19 protein-coding genes are annotated in these 21,870 nt (G+C 51.0%); all 19 read left to right on the forward strand.

Annotated features, from left to right (window positions below):
* The first annotated feature begins 94 nt into the window (after positions 1-94).
* The gene (yfmF, locus tag IC804_RS16250; protein ID WP_011887165.1) at positions 95-1,393 is read left to right on the forward strand and encodes an EF-P 5-aminopentanol modification-associated protein YfmF; all 1,299 of its coding nucleotides are present in this window, start codon (positions 95-97) and stop codon (positions 1,391-1,393) included.
* Entirely contained in the window at positions 1,374-2,663 is a 1,290-nt protein-coding gene (gene yfmH, locus IC804_RS16255) for an EF-P 5-aminopentanol modification-associated protein YfmH (protein WP_008878516.1), read from the forward strand. Before yfmF ends, yfmH begins: the two co-directional genes overlap by 20 nt.
* Before the next feature lie 57 nt (positions 2,664-2,720).
* Positions 2,721-3,437 carry an elongation factor P 5-aminopentanone reductase gene (gene ymfI / locus IC804_RS16260; RefSeq protein ID WP_029760492.1) on the forward strand — a complete coding sequence of 239 codons (717 nt, stop codon included), beginning with the start codon at positions 2,721-2,723 and terminating at the stop codon, positions 3,435-3,437.
* A 63-nt stretch (positions 3,438-3,500) separates the two neighbouring features.
* The gene (locus IC804_RS16265) at positions 3,501-3,749 is read left to right on the forward strand and encodes a DUF3243 domain-containing protein (RefSeq protein ID WP_008878514.1); all 249 of its coding nucleotides are present in this window, start codon (positions 3,501-3,503) and stop codon (positions 3,747-3,749) included.
* A 128-nt stretch (positions 3,750-3,877) separates the two neighbouring features.
* Positions 3,878-4,669: a DUF3388 domain-containing protein gene (locus tag IC804_RS16270; protein ID WP_008878513.1), complete on the forward strand. Its 792-nt coding sequence runs from the start codon at positions 3,878-3,880 to the stop codon at positions 4,667-4,669.
* Positions 4,670-4,693: 24 nt separating this feature from the next.
* Complete coding sequence (locus IC804_RS16275; protein WP_029760493.1) at positions 4,694-5,593, forward strand: helix-turn-helix domain-containing protein; 900 nt, start codon at positions 4,694-4,696, stop codon at positions 5,591-5,593.
* An 80-nt stretch (positions 5,594-5,673) separates the two neighbouring features.
* A complete protein-coding gene (pgsA, locus tag IC804_RS16280) occupies positions 5,674-6,252 on the forward strand; it encodes a CDP-diacylglycerol--glycerol-3-phosphate 3-phosphatidyltransferase (protein ID WP_008878511.1) in 579 nt (192 codons plus the stop codon).
* Positions 6,253-6,276: 24 nt separating this feature from the next.
* On the forward strand, positions 6,277-7,521 hold the full coding sequence (locus IC804_RS16285; RefSeq protein WP_008878510.1) for a competence/damage-inducible protein A: 1,245 nt from the start codon (positions 6,277-6,279) through the stop codon (positions 7,519-7,521).
* Positions 7,522-7,701: 180 nt separating this feature from the next.
* Positions 7,702-8,742, forward strand: a complete 1,041-nt coding sequence (gene recA / locus IC804_RS16290; protein ID WP_008878509.1) for a recombinase RecA — start codon at positions 7,702-7,704, stop codon at positions 8,740-8,742.
* 516 nt (positions 8,743-9,258) lie between these two features.
* Positions 9,259-10,815, forward strand: a complete 1,557-nt coding sequence (gene rny, locus IC804_RS16295; protein ID WP_008878508.1) for a ribonuclease Y — start codon at positions 9,259-9,261, stop codon at positions 10,813-10,815.
* A 109-nt stretch (positions 10,816-10,924) separates the two neighbouring features.
* Complete coding sequence (locus IC804_RS16300; RefSeq protein WP_035499061.1) at positions 10,925-11,719, forward strand: TIGR00282 family metallophosphoesterase; 795 nt, start codon at positions 10,925-10,927, stop codon at positions 11,717-11,719.
* A gap of 130 nt (positions 11,720-11,849) precedes the next feature.
* Positions 11,850-12,110 (forward strand): stage V sporulation protein SpoVS, encoded by a 261-nt coding sequence (gene spoVS, locus IC804_RS16305; protein ID WP_008878506.1) that lies wholly within the window; start codon positions 11,850-11,852, stop codon positions 12,108-12,110.
* A 93-nt stretch (positions 12,111-12,203) separates the two neighbouring features.
* Positions 12,204-13,127 carry a dipeptidase gene (locus IC804_RS16310; protein WP_081157109.1) on the forward strand — a complete coding sequence of 308 codons (924 nt, stop codon included), beginning with the start codon at positions 12,204-12,206 and terminating at the stop codon, positions 13,125-13,127.
* 171 nt (positions 13,128-13,298) lie between these two features.
* Positions 13,299-15,071, forward strand: a complete 1,773-nt coding sequence (locus IC804_RS16315) for a 2-oxoacid:acceptor oxidoreductase subunit alpha (protein ID WP_008878504.1) — start codon at positions 13,299-13,301, stop codon at positions 15,069-15,071.
* On the forward strand, positions 15,038-15,904 hold the full coding sequence (locus IC804_RS16320; RefSeq protein ID WP_008878503.1) for a 2-oxoacid:ferredoxin oxidoreductase subunit beta: 867 nt from the start codon (positions 15,038-15,040) through the stop codon (positions 15,902-15,904). The genes IC804_RS16315 and IC804_RS16320 overlap by 34 nt, the downstream gene beginning before the upstream one ends.
* Positions 15,905-16,138: 234 nt before the next feature.
* Positions 16,139-17,710 (forward strand): tRNA (N6-isopentenyl adenosine(37)-C2)-methylthiotransferase MiaB, encoded by a 1,572-nt coding sequence (gene miaB, locus IC804_RS16325; protein ID WP_008878502.1) that lies wholly within the window; start codon positions 16,139-16,141, stop codon positions 17,708-17,710.
* Between the two features lies 1 nt (position 17,711).
* On the forward strand, positions 17,712-18,143 hold the full coding sequence (locus tag IC804_RS16330) for a YlbF/YmcA family competence regulator (RefSeq protein ID WP_008878501.1): 432 nt from the start codon (positions 17,712-17,714) through the stop codon (positions 18,141-18,143).
* A gap of 345 nt (positions 18,144-18,488) precedes the next feature.
* On the forward strand, positions 18,489-19,040 hold the full coding sequence (locus tag IC804_RS16335; protein ID WP_008878500.1) for an outer spore coat protein CotE: 552 nt from the start codon (positions 18,489-18,491) through the stop codon (positions 19,038-19,040).
* 95 nt (positions 19,041-19,135) lie between these two features.
* On the forward strand, positions 19,136-21,865 hold the full coding sequence (gene mutS, locus IC804_RS16340) for a DNA mismatch repair protein MutS (protein WP_081157110.1): 2,730 nt from the start codon (positions 19,136-19,138) through the stop codon (positions 21,863-21,865).
* Positions 21,866-21,870 lie beyond the last annotated feature (5 nt).

Here is a 21,870-nt window from a genome sequence, read left to right on the forward strand (position 1 = left end):
ATTTGCATTTTCCGCTAGGCAACAGGTATATTGTTGATAAGACATCTCACAATAAAGATATCGCCCACTTTACGAAGGAAAAGGAGGAGTTTGATTGGTCGATGAAAAAATAACAACGGTTGGGCCGGTTCGTGTCCATATGATTTCGACTAATAAGTATAAAACGAATACACTTGTTTGGAAAATGAAAGCGCCGCTTGCCAAAGAAACGGTAACGCTGCGTGCGCTGCTTCCGTACGTTTTGCAAAGCGGCACGGCCGATTATCCGAGCGTCAAGGCGTTGCGCACCTACCTAGATGAGCTGTACGGAGCGACGTTGAACGTCGATTTAACAAAAAAAGGCGAAGACCATATCATGACGATCCGCATTGATGTTGCGAATGAACGGTTTTTGCCAGAGCAAACGCCGCTCCTGGAGAAAGCGCTTCAATTGCTCGCCGATCTCTTGTTCCGCCCAGCGCTTGAAGGCGGCCGGTTTGTTGAGGATATCGTCGCTCGGGAAAAACAGGCGCTAAGCCAGCGTATTCAAGCGGTATATGATGATAAAATGCGCTATGCAAACATGCGCCTCGTGCAAGAAATGTGCAAAGGTGAGCCGTACGCCCTCTCACCAAACGGCGAGCTCGAGGACATTGACGCCATCACAGCGGAACGGCTGTATCGCTATTACGAGCAGTCGTTGGCTGAAGATGAGCTTGATTTGTATGTCATCGGCGACGTCGACGAAGAAGCAGTGCTCGCTGCTGTCAAGCGTCGCTTCTCTTTGCCGGACCGTCCGCAGCCGTCGCGTGCGCCGCTCGCTTCGGCAAAAGCGCGAGGAGAAATAAACGAAGTCATCGAGCGGCAAGACGTGAAGCAAGGAAAATTAAACATCGGCTACCGGACGAATGTGACGTACGAAGATGATGATTATTACGCCTTGCAGCTGTTTAACGGCATTTTCGGCGGCTTTTCTCATTCAAAGCTGTTTATCAACGTTCGCGAGAAGGCGAGCCTCGCCTACTATGCTGCATCCCGACTTGAAAGCCATAAGGGGCTTTTGCTGGTCATGTCCGGTATTGAGCCGGCCAATTATGAAAAGGCGCGCCGCATTATTGATGAACAAATGCAGGCGATGAAAAACGGCGATTTTACGGATGAAGAAATGGAACAAACGAAAGCGGTCATCCGCAATCAGCTGCTTGAGACGCTTGATACGCCGCGCGGGCTTGTCGAGGTGCTGTACCATAACGTCGTCTCAACGCGGAAACGCCCGTTAAACGAATGGCTTGCCGGCACGGATGGTGTGACGCGCGAGGATGTCGTGCGCGTCGCCGAAAAGGTGGCGCTCGATACGGTGTACTTTTTGACCGGAATGGAGGGGGCGACGGAAAATGGAAAAGCGGGTGTATGAAACGCTGCAAGAAACGTTGTTTTATGAAAAAATGGACAACGGTCTTGATGTCTACATTTTACCGAAAAAAGGGTTTCACAAAACGTATGCGACGTTTACGACGAACTACGGTTCTGTCGACAACCAGTTCGTCCCGCTCGGAAAAACGGAAATGAAACGCGTCCCGGACGGCATCGCTCATTTTTTGGAGCATAAGCTGTTTGAAAAAGAGGACGGCGACGTGTTTCAGCAGTTTAGCAAACAAGGCGCTTCGGCGAACGCTTTTACGACGTTCACCCGTACTGCCTACTTGTTCTCAAGCACCGACAACGTGGAGAAAAACTTGGAGACGTTAATGGATTTTGTACAAACGCCGTATTTTTCCGACAAGACCGTCGAAAAAGAAAAAGGCATCATCGGCCAGGAAATTCGCATGTACGATGACAACCCGGACTGGCGCGTTTACTTCGGTGCCATCGAAAGCATGTACCATCACCATCCGGTCAAAATCGACATCGCCGGCACAATCGAATCGATTGCTGAGATTACAAAAGAGTTGCTGTATGAATGTTACGAAACATTTTATCACCCGAGCAACATGCTGTTGTTTGTTGTCGGTCCGGTCGATGAGCAACAAATTATGCAGCAAATCCGAGACAATCAGGCGAAAAAGTCATTCCCGCAAGCGCCTGAGGTGAAACGGTTCACGTACGAAGAGCCAAGCGGTGTGGCGGAAAAGAAAAAAGTCATTCCGATGCATGTGCAGACGAATAAATGTTTTGTCGGTATTAAAGCGCCGTCCGTGCCGAATATCGGCGAACAGAAACTCCGCCATGAGCTCGCGTTTCACGTGCTGCTTGACTACTTGTTCGGCAAAAGCTCGCCGCATTACGAACGGTTGTATCGCGAAGGATTGATTGACGATACGTTTATGTACGACTATACGGAAGAGCGCGAATTTGGCTTTGCCCTTGTCGGCGGCGACACGAGAGATGCGGAGCGGCTGGCGGCAGAGGTGCAGAAGGTGCTGCAGTCGTTTTCAGCTGACGCGGTACAAAAAGACGAGATCGAACGAGTGAAAAAGAAAAAAATGGGTGCCTTTTTGCGCGCGCTCAACTCGCCGGAATACATCGCCAACCAGTTTACACGCTATGCTTTTTATGGCGCTAGCTTGTTTGATATTTTGCCGGCGCTCTCGTCGCTTACGCTTGATGATATTGCCGCTGTCGCCGACTCGTGTTTCCGCGACTCGCAAATCGCTGTTTGTGAAGTTGTGCCAAAAGGGCAATGATGGCATCCTTCATGAGAAGGATGCTTTTTTACGGCAAAAGGAAGGGGAGAATGTTTGATGAACTACGCGTTAATCACCGGCGCTTCAGGCGGCATCGGGCAAAGCATTGCCCGCGAGCTTGCTAAAGCCGGCTACGGGCTGCTGCTTCATTACTATCGGCGGCGGGCACCGGTCGAAGCGTTACAAGAAGAGCTTCCTGATACACACATCGTCCCGCTCGAAGCCGACTTGTCCGCGCCCGGTGGAGTCGAGGCGCTCCTTTCGCAAATCGACCGCCCGGTGGACGCCATCATTTATAACAGCGGGGCGAGCTATTACGGATTGTTGACCGATATGAACGATGAATTGATCGAGCGGATGGTGCGCCTTCATGTGACAAGTCCGGCGCAGCTCGTGAAAAAACTGCTTCCACCGATGATTTCGAAAAAACGTGGCCATATTGTGTTGATTTCATCGATTTGGGGGCTTTGCGGCGCATCGTGTGAAGTGGTTTATTCGATGGTAAAAGGCGGGCAAAATGCATTTGCCAAAGCGCTCGCCAAAGAGCTCGCCCCGAGCGGCATCCGCGTCAACGCTGTCGCGCCTGGAGCGATTGCTACCGATATGTTGCGAGCATTCAGCGCCGAGGAGCTCGAAGCGCTGGCTGACGAAATCCCAGTCGGCCGGCTCGGCACTCCTGAAGAAGTAGCAAAAACAGTGGCGTTTCTTTTATCGGACGCCGCTTCGTACATTACTGGCCAAGTCATTTCTGTCAACGGCGGTTGGCATTGCTAAACGTATATTTTCTGCGCGGGCAGGCAAACTATCCTTGAAACGTTCATCAAGGAGGGAATGCACATGTCGGTATTGGATAACTTTGAACAATGGAAACACTTTTTGGCTGATCGGCTCGAACAAGCGCAACAACAAGGATTGAGCGAGCAAGTGATCTCGGACGTCGCCTATCAAATCGGGGACTATTTAGCGAAAAACGTCGATCCGAAAAACCCGGAAGAGCGGGTGCTGTCCGATCTTTGGAAAGTGGCTGATGAAAAAGAACAGCACGTCCTTGCCAACATGATGGTAAAGCTTGTCCAACAAAAATAACAATCGATAGAGAGGGGAATCCCTCTCTTTTTTCTTCTCCCCTTTTCGGTTGCTTTTCCGCTCATGATTATAGTAGTATGAATTTAGCATAAGGCGTTCGTGCGGACAACGATAAGGGAGGAGACGGGATGGGCAAGCAGGAATGGTATTTGGAGTATGAAATTCATGTCAACCGCCCAGGGTTGTTAGGCGACGTCGCATCGCTGCTTGGGATGTTGTCAATCAATATCGTGACAATCAACGGCGTTCGGGATTCGCGCCGCGGCATGCTGCTTCTTTGCGACAACAATGAGCAAATTGAGCGGCTGGCGACGATTTTGCGGACGATGGACAACATTACGGTAACGAAGTTGCGCCAGCCGAAGCTGCTTGACCGTCTAGCCGTCCGCCATGGCCGCTACATCCGGCGCGATGCCGACGATAAAAAAACGTTTCGTTTTGTCCGCGACGAACTCGGGCTGCTTGTCGATTTTATGGCAGAAATTTTTAAAGAAAAAGGGCACAAGCTTGTCGGCATTCGTGGAATGCCGCGCGTCGGTAAGACGGAGTCGATCGTTGCTGCCAGCGTTTGCGCCAATAAGCGGTGGCTGTTTGTATCATCGACATTGATTAAGCAGACCATCCGCACCCAGTTGATGGAAGACGAATATAGCGAAGATAACATTTTTATCATTGATGGGATCGTCTCGACACGCCGAGCAAATGAGCAGCACTGGCAACTCATTCGTGAACTGATGCGCCTTGAGTCGACGAAAGTCGTGGAACATCCGGATATTTTTGTTCGCCATACGGAATATACGCTCGATGATTTTGATTATATTATCGAGTTGCGCCATGAGCCGGGCGAAGATATTTCCTACGAAGCGATCGAGCGCCCGTCCTTGTTGGGCGGTGACGGTTTTTCTGAATTTGGTTTTTAATAAAAAAATGGAAGGTGTTGGGTGTTGACGGAATTGGGAAAACGTCTGCGGGAAGCGCGAGAGGAAAAACAAATTAGCTTGGACGAGCTGCAAGAGATGACGAAAATCCAGAAGCGGTATTTGATCGGCATTGAGGAAGGAAATTATGCGATTATGCCGGGTAACTTTTACGTACGTGCCTTCATCAGGCAATACGCTGAGGCGGTCGGTCTTGACCCGGACGAGCTGTTTGAACAATATAAACAAGATATTCCGCAGTCTTATCAAGAGGATATTCCGCAGCCACTGTCGCGTGTGAAAACGCGCCAGCAGCTTTCCGCCGAAGGGACGAAATGGCTCGACTGGTTGCCGAAGCTGATTGCTGCGGCATTTGTCATCGGGGTGGCTGTTCTCGTTTGGGTGTTGCTCCAACACAACACGGCGGGCGAGCCGTCGACACGGACAAGCCCGGAGACGGCGGAAGTCGAAAGCTCGAAAAACTCGCCGCTTGAGCAGGCGAAAGAAAAGCAGTCAGCAAAGGAATCGGATGAGAAGGCAAAGGATGAAAACGCAAAGGGTGAAAACGAACAATCGGTTACCGATGATGAGAAGCCGACTACCCCAACCGCTGCGTTGAACGTGACGACAAAGCAAGGCAATACGGCGACCATTGAGGTGGAAAATGCTAGTTCTTTTACTGTTGAATTGTCGTCTAAAGGGGCGTCATGGGTCGAAGTGTACAACACGAAAGGCCATTCATTTTACCGTGGCAACTTAACGAAAGGGCAAACGAAAACGTTTGACTTGTCAGCGGAAAGCGAAGTGTGGGTGAAAATCGGGCGCACGCTCGATGTCGATGTGAAAGTAAATGGCCAGCCGTTTGCCTATCCGTTTGCCCCGCAAGACGAAGTGTACCAAAAGCTGCGTTTCATCTTGAAAAAATAATGGTAAAAAGCGGCTTTTTTTTCAGAAAGGAAGCCGCTTCTTTGTCCGGATAGATGTTGAATTAGCGGAGGTAATTTGTTGTGAACTTGCCGAATAAAATTACGGTAGCGCGCATTATGCTCATCCCATTTTTCTTGATCGTAATGCTTGTTCCGTTTGGATGGGGGAGCGTCCAAATCGGTAGGACGGAGCTCCCGATCGCTCATCTTGTCGGCGCGCTCATTTTCATCATCGCTTCAACGACAGACTGGATTGACGGCTATTACGCCCGTAAATACGGATTGGTGACAAATTTAGGGAAGTTTTTAGATCCGCTCGCCGATAAACTGCTTGTATCGGCAGCACTTATCGTGCTCGTCGAGCTTGGTTTGGCTCCGGCTTGGATGGTGATCGTCATCATCAGTCGCGAGTTTGCCGTTACCGGGCTGCGGTTGGTGCTCGCTGGCGAAGGGGAAGTTGTCGCGGCCAATATGCTTGGAAAAATTAAGACGTGGACACAAATTGTGGCGATCGCTGCCTTGTTGTTGCATAATTTTCCGTTTTCGCTCATCCCGTTCCCGTTCGCCGATTTGGCGCTTTGGGTGGCAGTGGTGTTCACCATTTGGTCTGGCTGGGACTACTTTGCGAAAAATAAACATGCTTTTGCCCATTCGAAATAGCCGGCGGGAAAGGGGGAACGTCCGTTGAATGCGGAAATCATTGCTGTTGGCTCCGAGCTGTTGCTCGGACAAATTGCCAATACGAACGCCCAGTTTTTGTCGCAGCAGCTCGCTGAACTTGGGATTAACGTTTATTTCCATACAGTCGTCGGCGACAATGCAGCCCGTCTCGAACAAGCCGTCAATGTTGCCCAGACGAGGGCTGACTTGATCATTTTTACCGGTGGACTTGGACCGACAAAGGACGATTTGACGAAAGAGACGATCGCCCGTCTGCTCGGCCGCCGGCTTGTCACTGATGAGGAAGCACTACGGGCGATTGAAGCATATTTTGTCCGCACGAACCGGCCAATGACAGAAAACAACAAAAAGCAGGCGCTCATCTTGGAAGGATCGACAGTGCTGAAAAACGAGCACGGCATGGCGCCAGGGATGGCGCTTTCGGTCAATGGCATTACATATATGCTGCTGCCTGGGCCGCCGAAAGAAATGCGTCCGATGTTTACAAAATACGGAACCGCCTTTTTGCGTGGGGCGTTTTCGCTTGCGGAGCGCATCGAATCGCGCGTGCTTCGTTTTTTTGGCATCGGCGAATCGGCGCTTGAGACAGCGGTTGCTGATTTGATTGACGCCCAGTCCAATCCGACGATCGCCCCGCTGGCTGGCGACGGCGAAGTGACGCTCCGTCTAACGGCAAAACATCGGGATCAGGCGGAGGCGAAGCGGCTGCTTGATGAAACGGAAGCGGCCATTTTGGCGCGCGTCGGCCGCTATTGTTACGGATATAACAACGAAACGCTGTTTACGAAAACGATCGAACGGTTAAAAGAAAGAGGGTGGACGATCGCTGCGGCTGAGAGCCTGACCGGCGGGCTGTTTCTCGAACAGCTGACAGCCATCCCTGGTGCATCGGCAGTGGTGCAAGGCGGCGGCGTCTGCTACACAAACGACGTGAAAGAAAGGATGCTTGGCGTGCCGCGGGCGCTGTTAGAGACGGACGGGGCGGTCAGCGAATCGTGCGCTCGCTTGCTTGCCGAAAACGTCCGGACGATGTGCAGCGCTGATGTTGGCATCAGCTTTACCGGCGTTGCTGGTCCTGATCCGCTTGAAGGCCATCCGCCCGGCACCGTTTATGTTGGCGTTGCTGTCCGCGGGCGCGACACAACTGTCCACCGCCTCACTTTATCCGGCACGCGCGATAACATTCGTGTCCGCACCGCCAAATACGGTTGTTTCTTTTTGCTCCAGATGCTTGCGGCCAGCGATTGACCGGCCGCTTCCTTCCTTAAACATATTCCACCGCACATTGCTCTCTTCCACTGCATCAGTATGGTGATTGTTGCTAGTTTCCCCATTGAAAAAACGAATAAATGTTCGACTTTTTGCTTGGCAATGGTCGCAAAACGCGGTATAGTATAAGTAGCTCGAGAATTAAGGAGGAGTAGGTTAGTGAACCAAGATCGTCAAGCTGCATTAGAGCAGGCGTTAAAACAAATTGAACGACAGTTTGGCAAAGGGGCCATTATGAAGCTCGGCGAACAGGCAGAGCGGCAGATCTCGACCGTTCCGAGCGGTTCGCTGGCGCTCGACATAGCATTAGGTGTCGGTGGTTATCCGCGCGGGAGAATCATCGAAATTTATGGTCCGGAATCATCCGGGAAGACAACTGTTGCCCTTCACGCGATCGCTGAAGTGCAAAAACAAGGAGGACAAGCAGCTTTCATCGATGCCGAGCATGCGCTTGATCCGATTTATGCACAAAAATTAGGGGTCAACATCGATGAATTGTTGCTTTCCCAACCCGATACGGGCGAGCAGGCGCTCGAAATTGCCGAAGCGCTCGTACGAAGCGGTGCGGTCGATATTATTGTCATCGACTCAGTGGCGGCGCTCGTACCGAAAGCGGAAATTGAAGGGGAGATGGGTGACGCCCACGTCGGCTTGCAAGCCCGCCTCATGTCGCAGGCGCTCCGTAAGCTGTCTGGCGCCATTAACAAATCGAAAACGATCGCCATCTTCATCAACCAGATCCGTGAAAAAGTCGGAGTCATGTTCGGCAATCCAGAAACGACGCCGGGTGGACGGGCTCTTAAGTTTTACGCTTCCGTCCGTTTAGAGGTGCGCCGCGCTGAACAAATTAAACAAGGCAATGACATGGTTGGCAACAAAACGAAAATCAAAGTCGTCAAAAACAAAGTTGCTCCGCCATTTAAAACGGCCGACGTCGACATTATGTACGGCGAAGGCATTTCCCGCGAAGGGGAAATCATCGATATGGCGGCCGAGCTTGACATTGTGCAAAAAAGCGGTTCATGGTATTCCTACAAAGATGAACGGCTCGGTCAAGGGCGTGAGAATGCGAAGCAGTTTCTGAAAGAAAACCCGCATATTGCTGAAGAGATCGCCCGCGCTATCCGCAAACATTACGGCATCGATGCCGGCGAGGCGGGCGAACCGCTGCAAGACGAGTTCGGGCTGCTTGAGGAGTAATGGCACGAAGGCGTCCTAGCTACTGCTAGGGCGCCTTTTTCCTAGGAGACAGGTAATGTCATAACAAGCGTGGCCAAGAAGACCATTTCTTAAGTTGAGAAACCTATGAATCTTGCCCTTCGTTGCCATCGAGAACAGTTGAGTGAACGGAACCAGCTGTTGTTCACCGGCCGTCTATCCGTTCGCCCGACGGAACCGTCAACGTGCCTTTTTCACTGAGGACAGGGTGCACCGTAGCGGCTGGAGCAGTGGCTGAGACACACTTGTGTAATATCTTGACAATTCATGTTGCCACCTTTACAATGAACATGTATATTTGTCCAAATATATAGCAGGGCTAGCCTGCTTGAAAAGGCGAACCGCCTTCGTGCGGTGAAAGCCGCACGGGAAACGCCAAACAAAACGACCGAGCTAACGTTTTGAAAACGGGAATGTCCACTTGCGCCGGACGATTGGGGGCAACAGTGGCGCGAAGAAAGAGCGAAAGTAAATTGAACAGCAAGAGGAGGTGAAACGATGGGTTCGATCATCATCTCCGCTTTGCTTGCCTTAGTCATTGGTGCCGTTGTTGGCTTTTTTGTTCGCAAATCGATTGCCGAAGCAAAAATCGGTGGGGCGAAAGCAGCTGCCGAGCAGCTGATTGAAGAGGCGAAACGCGCGGCGGACGCCTTGAAAAAAGAGGCGCTTCTCGAAGCGAAAGACGAGATTCATAAATTGCGTACGGAAGCGGAACACGATATCCGCGACCGGAGAAGCGAACTCCAAAAACAAGAAAACCGCTTGATGCAAAAGGAGGAAAACCTCGACCGCAAAGATGAGGCGCTCAATAAACGCGAGGCGCTGCTCGAAGCGAAAGAAGAAGCGTTAAATGAAAGACAACAGCATATTGAACAAATGGAAAGCAAAGTGGAAACGCTCATCAAACAGCAACAAACCGAACTCGAACGCATTTCCGGATTAACGCGCGACGATGCGCGCCATCTCATTTTAGAGCGCGTCGAAAAGGAACTGTCGCATGAGATTGCGATGATGGTCAAAGAAGCGGAAACGCGGGCGAAAGAGGAGGCAGACAAGCGAGCAAAGGCGATTTTGTCACTCGCCATCCAGCGCTGCGCCGCCGATCATGTCGCCGAAACGACCGTCTCTGTCGTGAACTTGCCAAACGATGAAATGAAAGGGCGGATCATCGGACGCGAAGGGCGGAACATCCGTACGCTCGAGACGCTCACCGGCATTGATTTAATTATTGACGATACACCGGAGGCGGTCATTTTGTCCGGATTTGACCCGATTCGTCGCGAAACAGCGCGCATTGCGCTAGATAAGCTCGTGCAGGACGGCCGAATCCATCCAGCGCGCATTGAAGAAATGGTCGAAAAGGCGCGCCGCGAAGTGGATGAACACATCCGCGAAGTCGGTGAACAGACGACGTTTGAAGTCGGCGTCCACGGCTTGCATCCGGATTTGATTAAAATTTTAGGGCGGCTTAAGTTCCGGACGAGCTACGGGCAAAACGTCCTAAAACATTCGGTGGAAGTGGCGTTTTTAGCCGGGCTGATGGCGGCCGAGCTCGGGGAAGACGAAATGTTGGCGCGTCGGGCCGGCTTGCTTCATGACATCGGCAAGGCGATCGACCATGAAGTGGAAGGAAGCCATGTGGAAATCGGCGTTGAGTTGGCGACGAAGTATAAAGAACATCCCGTTGTCATCAACAGCATCGCCTCCCACCATGGCGATACCGAGCCGACATCAGTCATCGCCGTGCTCGTTGCGGCAGCGGACGCCCTGTCGGCGGCACGGCCGGGGGCGCGCAGCGAAACGCTGGAAAACTATATCCGTCGCTTAGAGAAGCTCGAAGAAATTGCGGAATCGTACGAAGGGGTGGAAAAATCGTACGCCATCCAAGCTGGCCGCGAAGTGCGCATCATGGTCAAACCAGATATGATCGACGATTTGGAAGCGCATCGGTTGGCGCGCGATATCCGCAAGCGAATCGAAGAAGAGCTCGATTATCCGGGTCATATTAAAGTGACAGTCATCCGCGAAACGCGGGCGGTCGAATATGCGAAATAAAGTGGCAGCCTATTGCCACTTTATTTTTTTGTCCGTAAAATAAGAGAGTATACCGATCGCCTGATGATCTTTACAGTGGCGATACTTTTGATTTAGAAAGGGATTGATGATGAGAATTTTATTTATCGGCGATGTCGTCGGTTCGCCGGGGCAAAAAATGGTCGAGCACTATTTGCCAAAATTAAAGGAGAAGCACCGGCCGGATATCGTCATCATTAACGGGGAGAACGCCGCCAGAGGGAAAGGAATCACTGAGGAGATTTATCGTTCATTGCTTGCGCAAGGGGTCCACGCCGTTACCCTCGGCAATCATGCTTGGGATAAGCGGGATATTTTTGAATTTATCGATCAGGCGAAAGCATTGATCCGCCCGGCGAACTATCCGCCCGGCACACCGGGAAAAGGCATCGTCTACGTGCCGACCGAGCATGGCGAGGTGGCGGTGATCAACTTGCAAGGGCGAGCGTTTTTGCCAGCGATTGACTGCCCGTTCCAAAAGGCAGATGAATTGATTGCCGCTGTTTCCGAGCGAACGTCGGTCATCATTGTCGATTTTCATGCTGAGGCGACGAGCGAAAAACAGGCGATGGGCTGGTATTTGGACGGCCGTGTATCTGCGGTCATTGGCACGCATACGCACGTCCAGACGGCTGATAACCGGATTTTGCCGAAAGGAACGGCGTATATTACCGATGTCGGTATGACAGGTCCGTATGACGGCATTTTAGGGGTCGACCGAGAGGCGGTATTGCGTAAGTTTTTAACCGGCCTGCCGGTTCGTTTCGACATCAAGGAAGGAAGAAGCCAGTTAAACGCTGTGCTTGTCGATGTTGATGCCAAAAGTGGGCGGGCGCTTCGCATTGAGCGCTTAATCATTAACGATGACCACCCTTATTTTGAATAGTTTATTTTTTTATAAATTTTTAAAAACATACTCCTCCCGTGCAGGAATAGTTGTCAAAGCAGTGAATATAGTTACAGTGAAGACTTTTTATCGAAATCCATTTTCCAAGGAAACGAGGGAGGAGCTAGAGATGGAGATATTAAAAGTTTCAGCAAAATCGAATCCGAACTCTGTAGCTGGTGCACTTGCCGGGGTGTTGCGCGAGCGCGGCGCAGCGGAAATTCAGGCGATCGGCGCAGGTGCATTGAACCAAGCCGTTAAGGCAGTAGCGATCGCACGAGGGTTTGTGGCACCAAGCGGTATGGACTTAATTTGTATTCCGGCATTTACGGATATTATGATTGATGGAGAAGAACGGACAGCTATTAAATTAATCGTCGAGCCTCGTTAACTGGATGACTGGTAAATGGTAAAATATAACCTGTTGGCGCCTTCAGCTTCGAAGGCAGGCAGGTTATTTTTGCTTTTTTAAGGGGGAAAATGAATGATTTTTGATGCCCATTGTGACGCGCTGATGAAACTATGGCAAGACCGTTCATTATCGTTTCAGGACGAGCCATCGCTTCATGTCACGCTTTCGGGAATGGCAGAAGCCGGGGTGAAAGTGCAATGTTTTGCCATCTACGTACCAGAAACAGTGCCGGAAGAAGCTCGGTTCACGGTGGCGCTCGAGATGGTGGATATGTTTTTCACCCGCATTGTGGATCTGTTTCCGTCTGTGAAGGTTGTGCGGACGAAACAAGACATCGCCACCCTCAAAGAAGGGGAGATCGGAGCGATGTTGACGCTCGAAGGATGCGATGCGATTGGCGCCAACCTTGTCAAGTTGAAGACGCTCCTTCGCCTCGGCGTTGCTTCCGTTGGTTTGACATGGAATTTTCCAAACGCTGTCGCTGACGGGGCGTGGGAGAAGCGCGGGGCCGGGTTGACTGCGTTCGGCCGACAAGTTGTCGAGCTGCTCAATGAAACGAAACGGTGGGTCGATGTATCCCATTTATCGGAAAAAGCGTTTTGGGATGTGATGGAGACGGCCTGTTTCCCGATCGCTTCCCATTCCAACGTCTATCGCCTCTGTCCGCACCCACGCAACTTGACAGACGAGCAAATCAAGGCGCTGATCGAAAAAGATGGGATGATCGGCATTAATTTTGTGCCGGATTTTTTGACAAACGACAAACGGAGAGCGACGGTCGCTGATGTTCTCCGTCACCTTGATTACGTATGCGCGCTTGGGGGAGCAAACAACGTCGGGTTTGGCTCCGATTTTGACGGCATTGAGGAGACGGTGGCCGGCCTTGAAACGGTGAAGGAATACCGCCGACTTGTCAATGAGTTGTACAAGCATTACTCCGCTGAGCAAGTGGAGCGTTTTTTGTTTCGTAATTTTTACGAGCATTTGCCCGAGTGATAAATATCATTGAATATATACCTCTATTAAGCTTAAAATAAAAGGCGGAATGTCGACTATGTTGACAAAATACAATTGTCGCGTGGAAGGCGCCCAAAAGTGTAGTCGCTTTGTCAGAAAAATGATACAATAATAGCGAGAGGCTGTAGTGAACATAAAGGGGTGTAAAACATGATCGAACAGCTGTCATGGAAAGTAGGCGGCCAGCAAGGGGAAGGGATTGAAAGTACAGGGGAAATTTTCTCCGCGGCGCTGAACCGCCTCGGGTACTATTTATATGGGTACCGCCATTTTTCTTCCCGCATTAAGGGGGGGCATACGAACAATAAAATCCGCGTCAGCACGAAACCGGTGCGGGCGGTCGCAGATGATTTAGACATTTTGGTGGCATTCGACCAAGAGACGATCGATTTCAACTTTCACGAGCTGCACCGCGGCGGCATCGTCATTGCAGACGCCAAATTCAATCCAGTAATTCCCGAACAAGAAGGGGTGTCGCTTTACGTCGTTCCGTTCACTGAGATTGCGACGGAACTTGGCAACTCGCTGATGAAAAACATGGTTGCCATCGGCGCGACGAGTGCGGTGCTCGGCTTAGATGCCAGCGTTTTCGAAAGCGTTGTCGCGGACACGTTCGCCCGCAAAGGGACGCAAGTCGTTGAGAAAAACATGGAGGCCATCCGTGCTGGGGCGCAGTATATGAAAAAGCAGCTTGACGGTCGCGCCGAGCCTATGAAGCTCGCAAAAGCCGATGGCAAACAGCGGATGTTTATGATCGGCAACGATGCCATCGCCTTGGGAGCTCTTGCTGGTGGGGCGCGCTTTATGGCCGCGTATCCGATTACTCCGGCTTCCGAGATCATGGAATATTTAATTAAGAAACTGCCTGAGTTCGGGGGAGCAGTCATTCAAACGGAAGACGAAATCGCTGCTTGCACGATGGCGATTGGCGCCAACTATGCCGGTGCACGGGCGTTTACAGCCTCTGCCGGGCCGGGGCTATCGCTCATGGCTGAAGCGATCGGCTTAGCTGGAATGACGGAAACACCGCTCGTTGTCGTCGATACGCAGCGGGGCGGTCCGAGTACCGGCTTGCCGACGAAGCAAGAACAATCAGACTTGCTTGCCATGATTTACGGTACGCACGGGGAAATTCCAAAAATCGTTATGGCACCGAGCACAGTTGAGGAAGCGTTTTACGACATGGCGGAGGCGTTAAACTTAGCCGAGGAATATCAATGTCCGGTCATTTTCTTGTCGGATTTGCAGCTGTCGCTCGGCAAACAGACGGTCGAACCGCTTGACTATGATCGGATCGACATTCGCCGCGGCAAGCTCGTGACCGGGGAGTTACCGCCGCTTGCCGGCAAGGAAAACTTTAAACGGTATGAGCTGACACCAGATGGCATTTCGCCGCGGGTGCTTCCGGGGACGAAACACGGCATCCATCACGTCACTGGGGTTGAGCATGCAGAAACCGGCCGCCCGTCCGAAACAGCGGCAAACCGCCAGGCGCAAATGGAGAAGCGGATGCGCAAACTCGAGCACGTCCATTTCCCGACGCCGGTGCATAAGTACATCCGTCACGAAGAGCCAGATTTGCTTCTCGTCGGCTTTTTATCAACACGTGGAGCGATTGAGGAAGCGATTGAGCGCCTCGAGCAAGACGGTGTCAAAGTTAACCACGCGCACATCCGTCTGTTGCACCCGTTCCCGGTTGACGAGATGCGGCCGCTTGTCGAAAAAGCGAAACGGGTTGTTGTTATCGAGCAAAATGCGACCGGGCAATTGGCGAGCCTGTTGAAAATGAACGTCGGTCATGCCGATAAAATGGCAAGCGTCTTGAAATTTGACGGCAATCCATTCTTACCAGGCGATGTTTACAACAAATGTAAGGAGTTGTTAGCACAATGGCCACCTTTAAAGATTTCCGCAATGATGTGAAGCCAAACTGGTGTCCGGGCTGCGGCGATTTTTCTGTTCAAGCCGCCATCCAGCGCGCAGCAGCCAACCTTGGGTTGGAGCCGCACCAGCTGGCTGTCATTTCCGGAATCGGCTGCTCAGGTCGGATTTCCGGCTATATTCATGCCTACGGGTTTCACGGCACGCACGGCCGCGCTTTGCCGCTTGCCCAGGGAGTGAAAATGGCGAATCGTGACTTGACGGTTATTGCCGCCGGTGGTGACGGTGACGGATTTGCAATCGGCATGGGGCACACGGTTCACGCCATTCGCCGCAACATTGACATTACGTACATCGTCATGGACAACCAAATTTACGGGCTGACGAAAGGGCAAACATCGCCGCGCAGCGCCGCCGGATTTAAAACAAAAAGCACGCCGCAAGGATCGATTGAACCGGCGCTGTCGCCGCTTGAAATTGCCTTGAGCGCGGGGGCGACGTTTGTCGCACAAAGCTTCTCGAGCGACTTAAAAGAGCTAACCAGCTTGATTGAAGAAGGAGTCAAACATAAAGGCTTTTCGCTCATCAACGTCTTTAGCCCGTGCGTCACATACAATAAAGTGAACACGTACGAATGGTTTAAAGAGCATTTAGTGAAAGTGAGCGACATCGAAGGGTACGATCCGTCTAATCGGGAGATGGCGATGCAAACGGTGATGAAATATAACGGTCTTGTTACCGGGCTCATCTATCAAAATAAAGAACAAAAGTCGTACCAAGAGCTTGTTCCGGGCTATAGCGCAACGCCGCTTTCGGAAGCCGATTTGAAACTAAGCAAAGAAAAATTCGCCGAGTTAGTAGCGGAGTTTATGTAAAAATGGAAATGATTCACACCCGATGTGGACTTGCCTCATCGGGTGTTTTTTTGCTATCATAACATGTTCCGGACATCCGGAACAAAAACCATTGTGTTTCATTGTCACCCGCGATATACTATGATAGTGTGTGTGATGGAAGAATTTTGCCGGAAAAAGGTTGACGGCAACGAAAACAACAGCTACCTAACTGGATGTAATCGAAAGTTGGACCAAGAAAGAAAGGAGATTGTTATGAACGAAAAGCAACGTTTAGAACAAACAGGTCAAATTCAAACAGCTAGCCATCCAGCGGACAGAAAATCCGACTTGGAGCGGCTCAAAGCAAAAACGACGAAAGACTATGAGAAGTATTTCACGAGCGTCTTTCTTCCGCCGAACTTAAAAGAGGCGAAAAAACGTGGCAAGGAAGAAGTACAATATGTGAAAGACTTTACGATTCCGGATGAATTCCGCGGCATGGGGCGTGGGCGGAAGTTTTACATCCGCACGTACGGCTGTCAAATGAACGAGCATGATACGGAAGTGATGGCCGGCATTTTCATGGCGCTCGGTTATGAACCGACCGACCGTCCGGAAGATGCAAATGTCATTTTGCTTAACACGTGTGCGATCCGCGAAAACGCGGAAAACAAAGTGTTTGGCGAACTCGGCTACTTAAAGCCGTTGAAAACGACGAACCCTGATTTACTACTTGGCGTGTGCGGCTGTATGTCGCAAGAAGAAGCGGTTGTCAATAAAATTTTAAAACAATACCAGTATGTTGACTTGATTTTCGGCACGCACAACATCCATCGCCTCCCGTACATTTTGCATGAGGCGTACATGTCGAAAGAGATGGTTGTCGAAGTATGGTCGAAAGAGGGCGATGTCGTCGAAAACTTGCCGAAAGTGCGCAAAGGCAACATTAAAGCATGGGTCAACATTATGTATGGCTGCGATAAGTTTTGTACGTACTGCATCGTTCCGTACACGCGCGGCAAAGAGCGGAGCCGTCGTCCGGAAGACATCATTCAAGAAGTGCGCCAGCTCGCCGCCCAAGGCTATAAGGAAATTACGCTTCTTGGGCAAAACGTCAACGCCTACGGGAAAGATTTCAACGATATTCAATACGGTCTTGGCGATTTGATGGATGAGCTGCGCAAAATTGATATCGCGCGCATCCGCTTTACGACAAGCCATCCGCGTGACTTTGACGACCGACTCATCGAAGTGCTTGCCAAACGAGGCAATTTAGTCGAACATATTCATTTGCCGGTGCAATCGGGCAGCACGGAAATTTTGAAAATGATGGGTCGGAAATATACACGTGAAGAGTATTTGGAACTCGTCCGCAAAATTAAAGCGGCCATTCCGGATGTCGCTTTGACGACCGACATTATCGTCGGCTTCCCGAACGAAACGGATGAGCAGTTTGAAGAAACGTTGTCGCTTTACCGTGAAGTCGAGTTTGATTCGGCGTATACGTTCATTTACTCGCCACGTGAAGGCACCCCAGCGGCGAAAATGAATGATAACGTGCCGATGGAAGTGAAAAAAGAACGGCTTCAGCGCTTGAACGCCCTCGTTCAAGAGATTGCAGCGAAGAAAATGAAACAATACGAGGGCCAAGTCGTCGAGGTGCTCGTTGAAGGCGAAAGCAAAACGAACCCGGATGTGTTAGCAGGGTATACGCGTAAAAACAAGCTTGTCCATTTCGTCGGCCCGAAATCGCTCATTGGTCAATTGGTCAATGTGCGCATTACGCAGGCGAAAACGTGGACATTGACAGGCGAGTTAGCGAATGAAGCGATCGAGGTGAACTAAGATGGCAAAATATACGCGGGATGAGATTTTGACGCAGGCAAAGCAGTTGGCGAAAATGATCGCCGAAACAGAGGAAGTTGACTTTTTCAAGCGAGCCGAAGAAAAAATCCATCAAAACGAAAAAGTACGCACGTTAATTAATGAGTTAAAATCGCTGCAAAAACAAGCAGTCAACTTCCAACATTACGGCAAACATGAAGCGCTAAAGCGGGTCGAGGAGAAAATTGACGCCATTTACGAGCAGTTGGAGCAAATTCCGATCGTCAGTGAATTCCAGCAGTCGCAGGCCGATGTGAACGATTTGCTTCAGCTTGTCGCTTCGACGATTTCCAATACAGTGACCGATGAAATTCTTGCGTCGACTGGCGGCGATGTGCTGCGCGGAGAAACGGGTGCGGCGCTTCGCTACGGCAAGCAGGGTGGTTGCCATTAACGCGTTTATGGCGTCTGTTTGTCATGAACGAACAAAAAAGCGTCCTTTCGGGCGCTTTTTTCATTTGTCATAAGCAACGGGGCTGCATTGAGAGGAGGAGCGGAGCTTTTTTAAGAAAGCGCCGTACAGCGGCGCACTAGACGACGGGCTCTTTTTCTTTTTTGATTGGCAGGTGGTCTGAACCTCGTCCGATCAGTGCGAATGTTTGGCGGTGAAAAAGCAGGAACATTGAACGGAACGCGTGCATACAATGAACTATACGGAATAATGATTCATTTGTTGTGCACATTAGCGGAGATCACGCATAGGATGAAATGAAGATTCATTTGAGGAGGGTTCCGTTCGATGTCTGAATACAGAGAAATTATTACGAAAGCCGTTGTCGGTAAAGGCCGCAAATTTACGCAATCGACCCACACGGTGACGGCGCCGAACCGCCCGTCAAGCATTCTTGGCTGCTGGATCATCAACCACCGCTATGAAGCGAAAAAATGCGATAAAACGGTCGAAATTCACGGCCACTACGACATTAACGTGTGGTATTCATACCACAATAATACAAAAACAGAAGTTGTCACTGAAACCGTCTCATACACTGATGTTGTCAAGTTAAAATATCGGGATAAAGACAATTTAATTAGCGATGATACCGATATTATCGTTCGCGTCATTCAGCAGCCGAACTGCCTAGAATGCACTATCTCGCCGAACGGCAACAAAATCGTCGTCGATGTCGAGCGGGAGTTTATCGCCGAAGTGATCGGTGAAACAAAAGTGTGTGTCGCCATCAATCCGGAAGGGTGCGGCAACAAAGACGATGATTTTTATGACGACGACGATCTTGACGAAGAATTAGAAGATTTAAGCCCGGATTTGTTGCTCGGCGAAGAAGAGTAAAACTAGGAAATTTCTTTCCTAGTTTTTTCTTTTGTCGCTTGTTATAATAGTAGCGCAATCAACGGCCGACTGGCCAAAAAGGTTGGGGAGAAATGATGCCATCGTATACACCGATGATTCAGCAATATTTGCACATTAAAGCGCAATATCCAGATGCATTTTTGTTTTTTCGTCTTGGTGACTTTTACGAAATGTTTTTTGATGACGCCATAAAGGCGGCGCAAGAATTAGAAATTACACTGACAAGCCGCGATGGAGGCGGCGATGAACGGGTGCCGATGTGCGGGGTTCCGTACCATTCGGCGCAAGGCTATATTGAACAACTTGTGGAAAAAGGCTATAAAGTTGCTATTTGCGAACAAGTCGAAGATCCGAAAACGGCAAAGGGCGTCGTGCGCCGCGAAGTCGTTCAGTTGGTTACCCCTGGCACGCTCATGGAGGGCAAAGGGCTCACCGAGAAAGAAAACCATTATTTAGCGACACTGACGCCGTTTGCTGACAGTACATACGGATTGGCTTACGCTGATTTGTCGACTGGCGAAGTTCGGTTGACACTCCTTTCTTCATGGGAGGAGACAGGAAACGAACTGCATGCTATCGGGGCGCGAGAAATCGTCATCAGCTCCGACAGCGCGGAAGAGTGGGTGCGTGAGCTGAAAGAACGGTACGGAGCGGCGATCTCGTATGAAGATGAAACATGGCTGCGGGATGAATGGAGCAGCGTGGCTGGTCACGTGACGCAAGAAAAGCTGCGGGTGACTGTCGCCCGCTTGCTTCATTATCTCGTCCGCACGCAAAAACGGCAGCTTGATCATTTACAGCCGGCCGAGCTGTATCAGGTCGATCAGTATATGAAAATGGATCGGCATTCGAAGCTGCACTTAGAGTTAGTTGAAACGGTGCGGTCAAAAGGAAGAAAAGGGTCGCTTTTATGGCTGTTAGACGAAACAGTGACGGCGATGGGCGGTCGGCTCTTAAAACAATGGCTTGACCGTCCGCTCATTGACCAGCGTGCAATCGAACGACGCCTCGATTTCGTGGAGACGTTGAAAACTTCTTATTTTGAACGGCACGAGCTGCGTGATCGGTTGCGCGACGTCTACGACATCGAGCGGCTCGTCGGCCGCATCGCCTACGGCAATGCCAACGCCCGCGATCTCGTGCAGCTGAAAAAATCGCTTTCCCAAGTGCCATCTCTCCGGCAGACGGTGAGCGGCTTGCCGCTTGCCGAAGTGGACGAGCTGGTTGGGCGCCTTGATCCGTGCGAAGAGCTTGTCGATTTGCTCGAGCGTGCCATTCAAGAACAGCCGCCGCTTTCCATTAAGGAAGGAAACATCATTAAAGACGGGTATGATGAGCGGCTTGACCGCTATCGTGACGCAAGCCGCAACGGCAAAGCGTGGATCGCCGAACTGGAGGCGAAAGAGCGGGAAGTCACCGGTATTAAATCGCTCAAAGTCGGTTACAATCGTGTATTCGGCTACTATATTGAAGTGACGAAGCCGAACCTTCCCCTCATCCCGGAAGGACGCTATGAACGGAAGCAGACGCTCGCCAACGCTGAGCGCTTTATTACTGCGGAATTGAAAGAAAAAGAGGCGCTCATTTTAGAAGCGGAGGAAAAAAGCGTTGAACTCGAATATGAGCTGTTTGTCGCCATTCGCGAGCAGGTGAAGGAATACATTCCGCGCTTACAGACGCTGGCTAAAGCAATCGCTGAGCTCGATGTGCTTCAGGCATTGGCGACGGTGAGCGATGAGCGGCGTTATGTGCGCCCGCAGTTTTCCACCGAGCGCGTCTTAGCGATCGAAGGAGGCCGACACCCGGTCGTGGAAAAAGTGCTCGGTGCGCAAACATACGTGCCGAACGACTGCTACATGAATCGTGAGCGGGAAATGCTGCTCATCACCGGACCAAACATGGCCGGGAAAAGCACGTACATGCGGCAAGTGGCGCTCACCGCCATCATGGCGCAAATTGGTTGCTTCGTCCCGGCTGAGCGGGCGGTGCTGCCGATTTTTGATCAAGTGTTCACTCGTATCGGCGCTGCTGACGATTTGTCAGCCGGGCAAAGCACGTTTATGGTCGAAATGCTTGAGGCGCGCCGAGCCATCACTCACGCGACGCAAAACAGCCTCATTTTGTTCGATGAAATCGGGCGCGGCACATCGACATATGACGGTATGGCACTCGCCCAGGCGATGATCGAATACATTCACGACCATATCGGCGCGAAAACGTTGTTTAGCACACACTATCATGAGCTGACCGCGTTGGAAAGCTCGCTCGAACGGCTATGCAACGTTCATGCCCGTGCTGTCGAGGAAAACGGCAAAGTCGTCTTTTTGCATCAAATCGCCGACGGACCAGCCGACCGCAGTTACGGCATTCATGTTGCTGAGCTGGCCGGGTTGCCTATTTCACTCATTGAGCGCGCCCGGGACATTTTAGCCAAGCTCGAGCAATCGTCTGGAAACGGCTCCCTTGAACAAGGCATTGGAGAGGAAGCTGGGCGAGAGAATGGCTCGTTAATGGAAGCCGCTTCTCAGCAGCAAAGCGAGTTGGAGTTGACCGTGGGCTCGGCTGCTGATCGCGTGGTCGAACAGAGCGTTGAGCGGCAGGCCGAACATAGAGCAAGCGCGGGAAACGAAGCGACCTTTGAACAGTTGAGCATGTTTCCTGATTTAGCTCCGGCGCCTGTGGAGCTGCACTTGTCCAGCAAAGAGAAAAAGGCGCTCGCAGCATTGAAGGAGGTCAACTTGCTTGAGATGACGCCGCTTGAGGCGTTAAACAAGCTATATGAACTGCAAAAACTCCTTAAGTAACGGAG

The sequence above is a fragment of the Geobacillus sp. 47C-IIb genome, assembly GCF_014679705.1.
Classification (GTDB): Bacteria; Bacillota; Bacilli; order Bacillales; family Anoxybacillaceae; genus Geobacillus; species Geobacillus thermodenitrificans.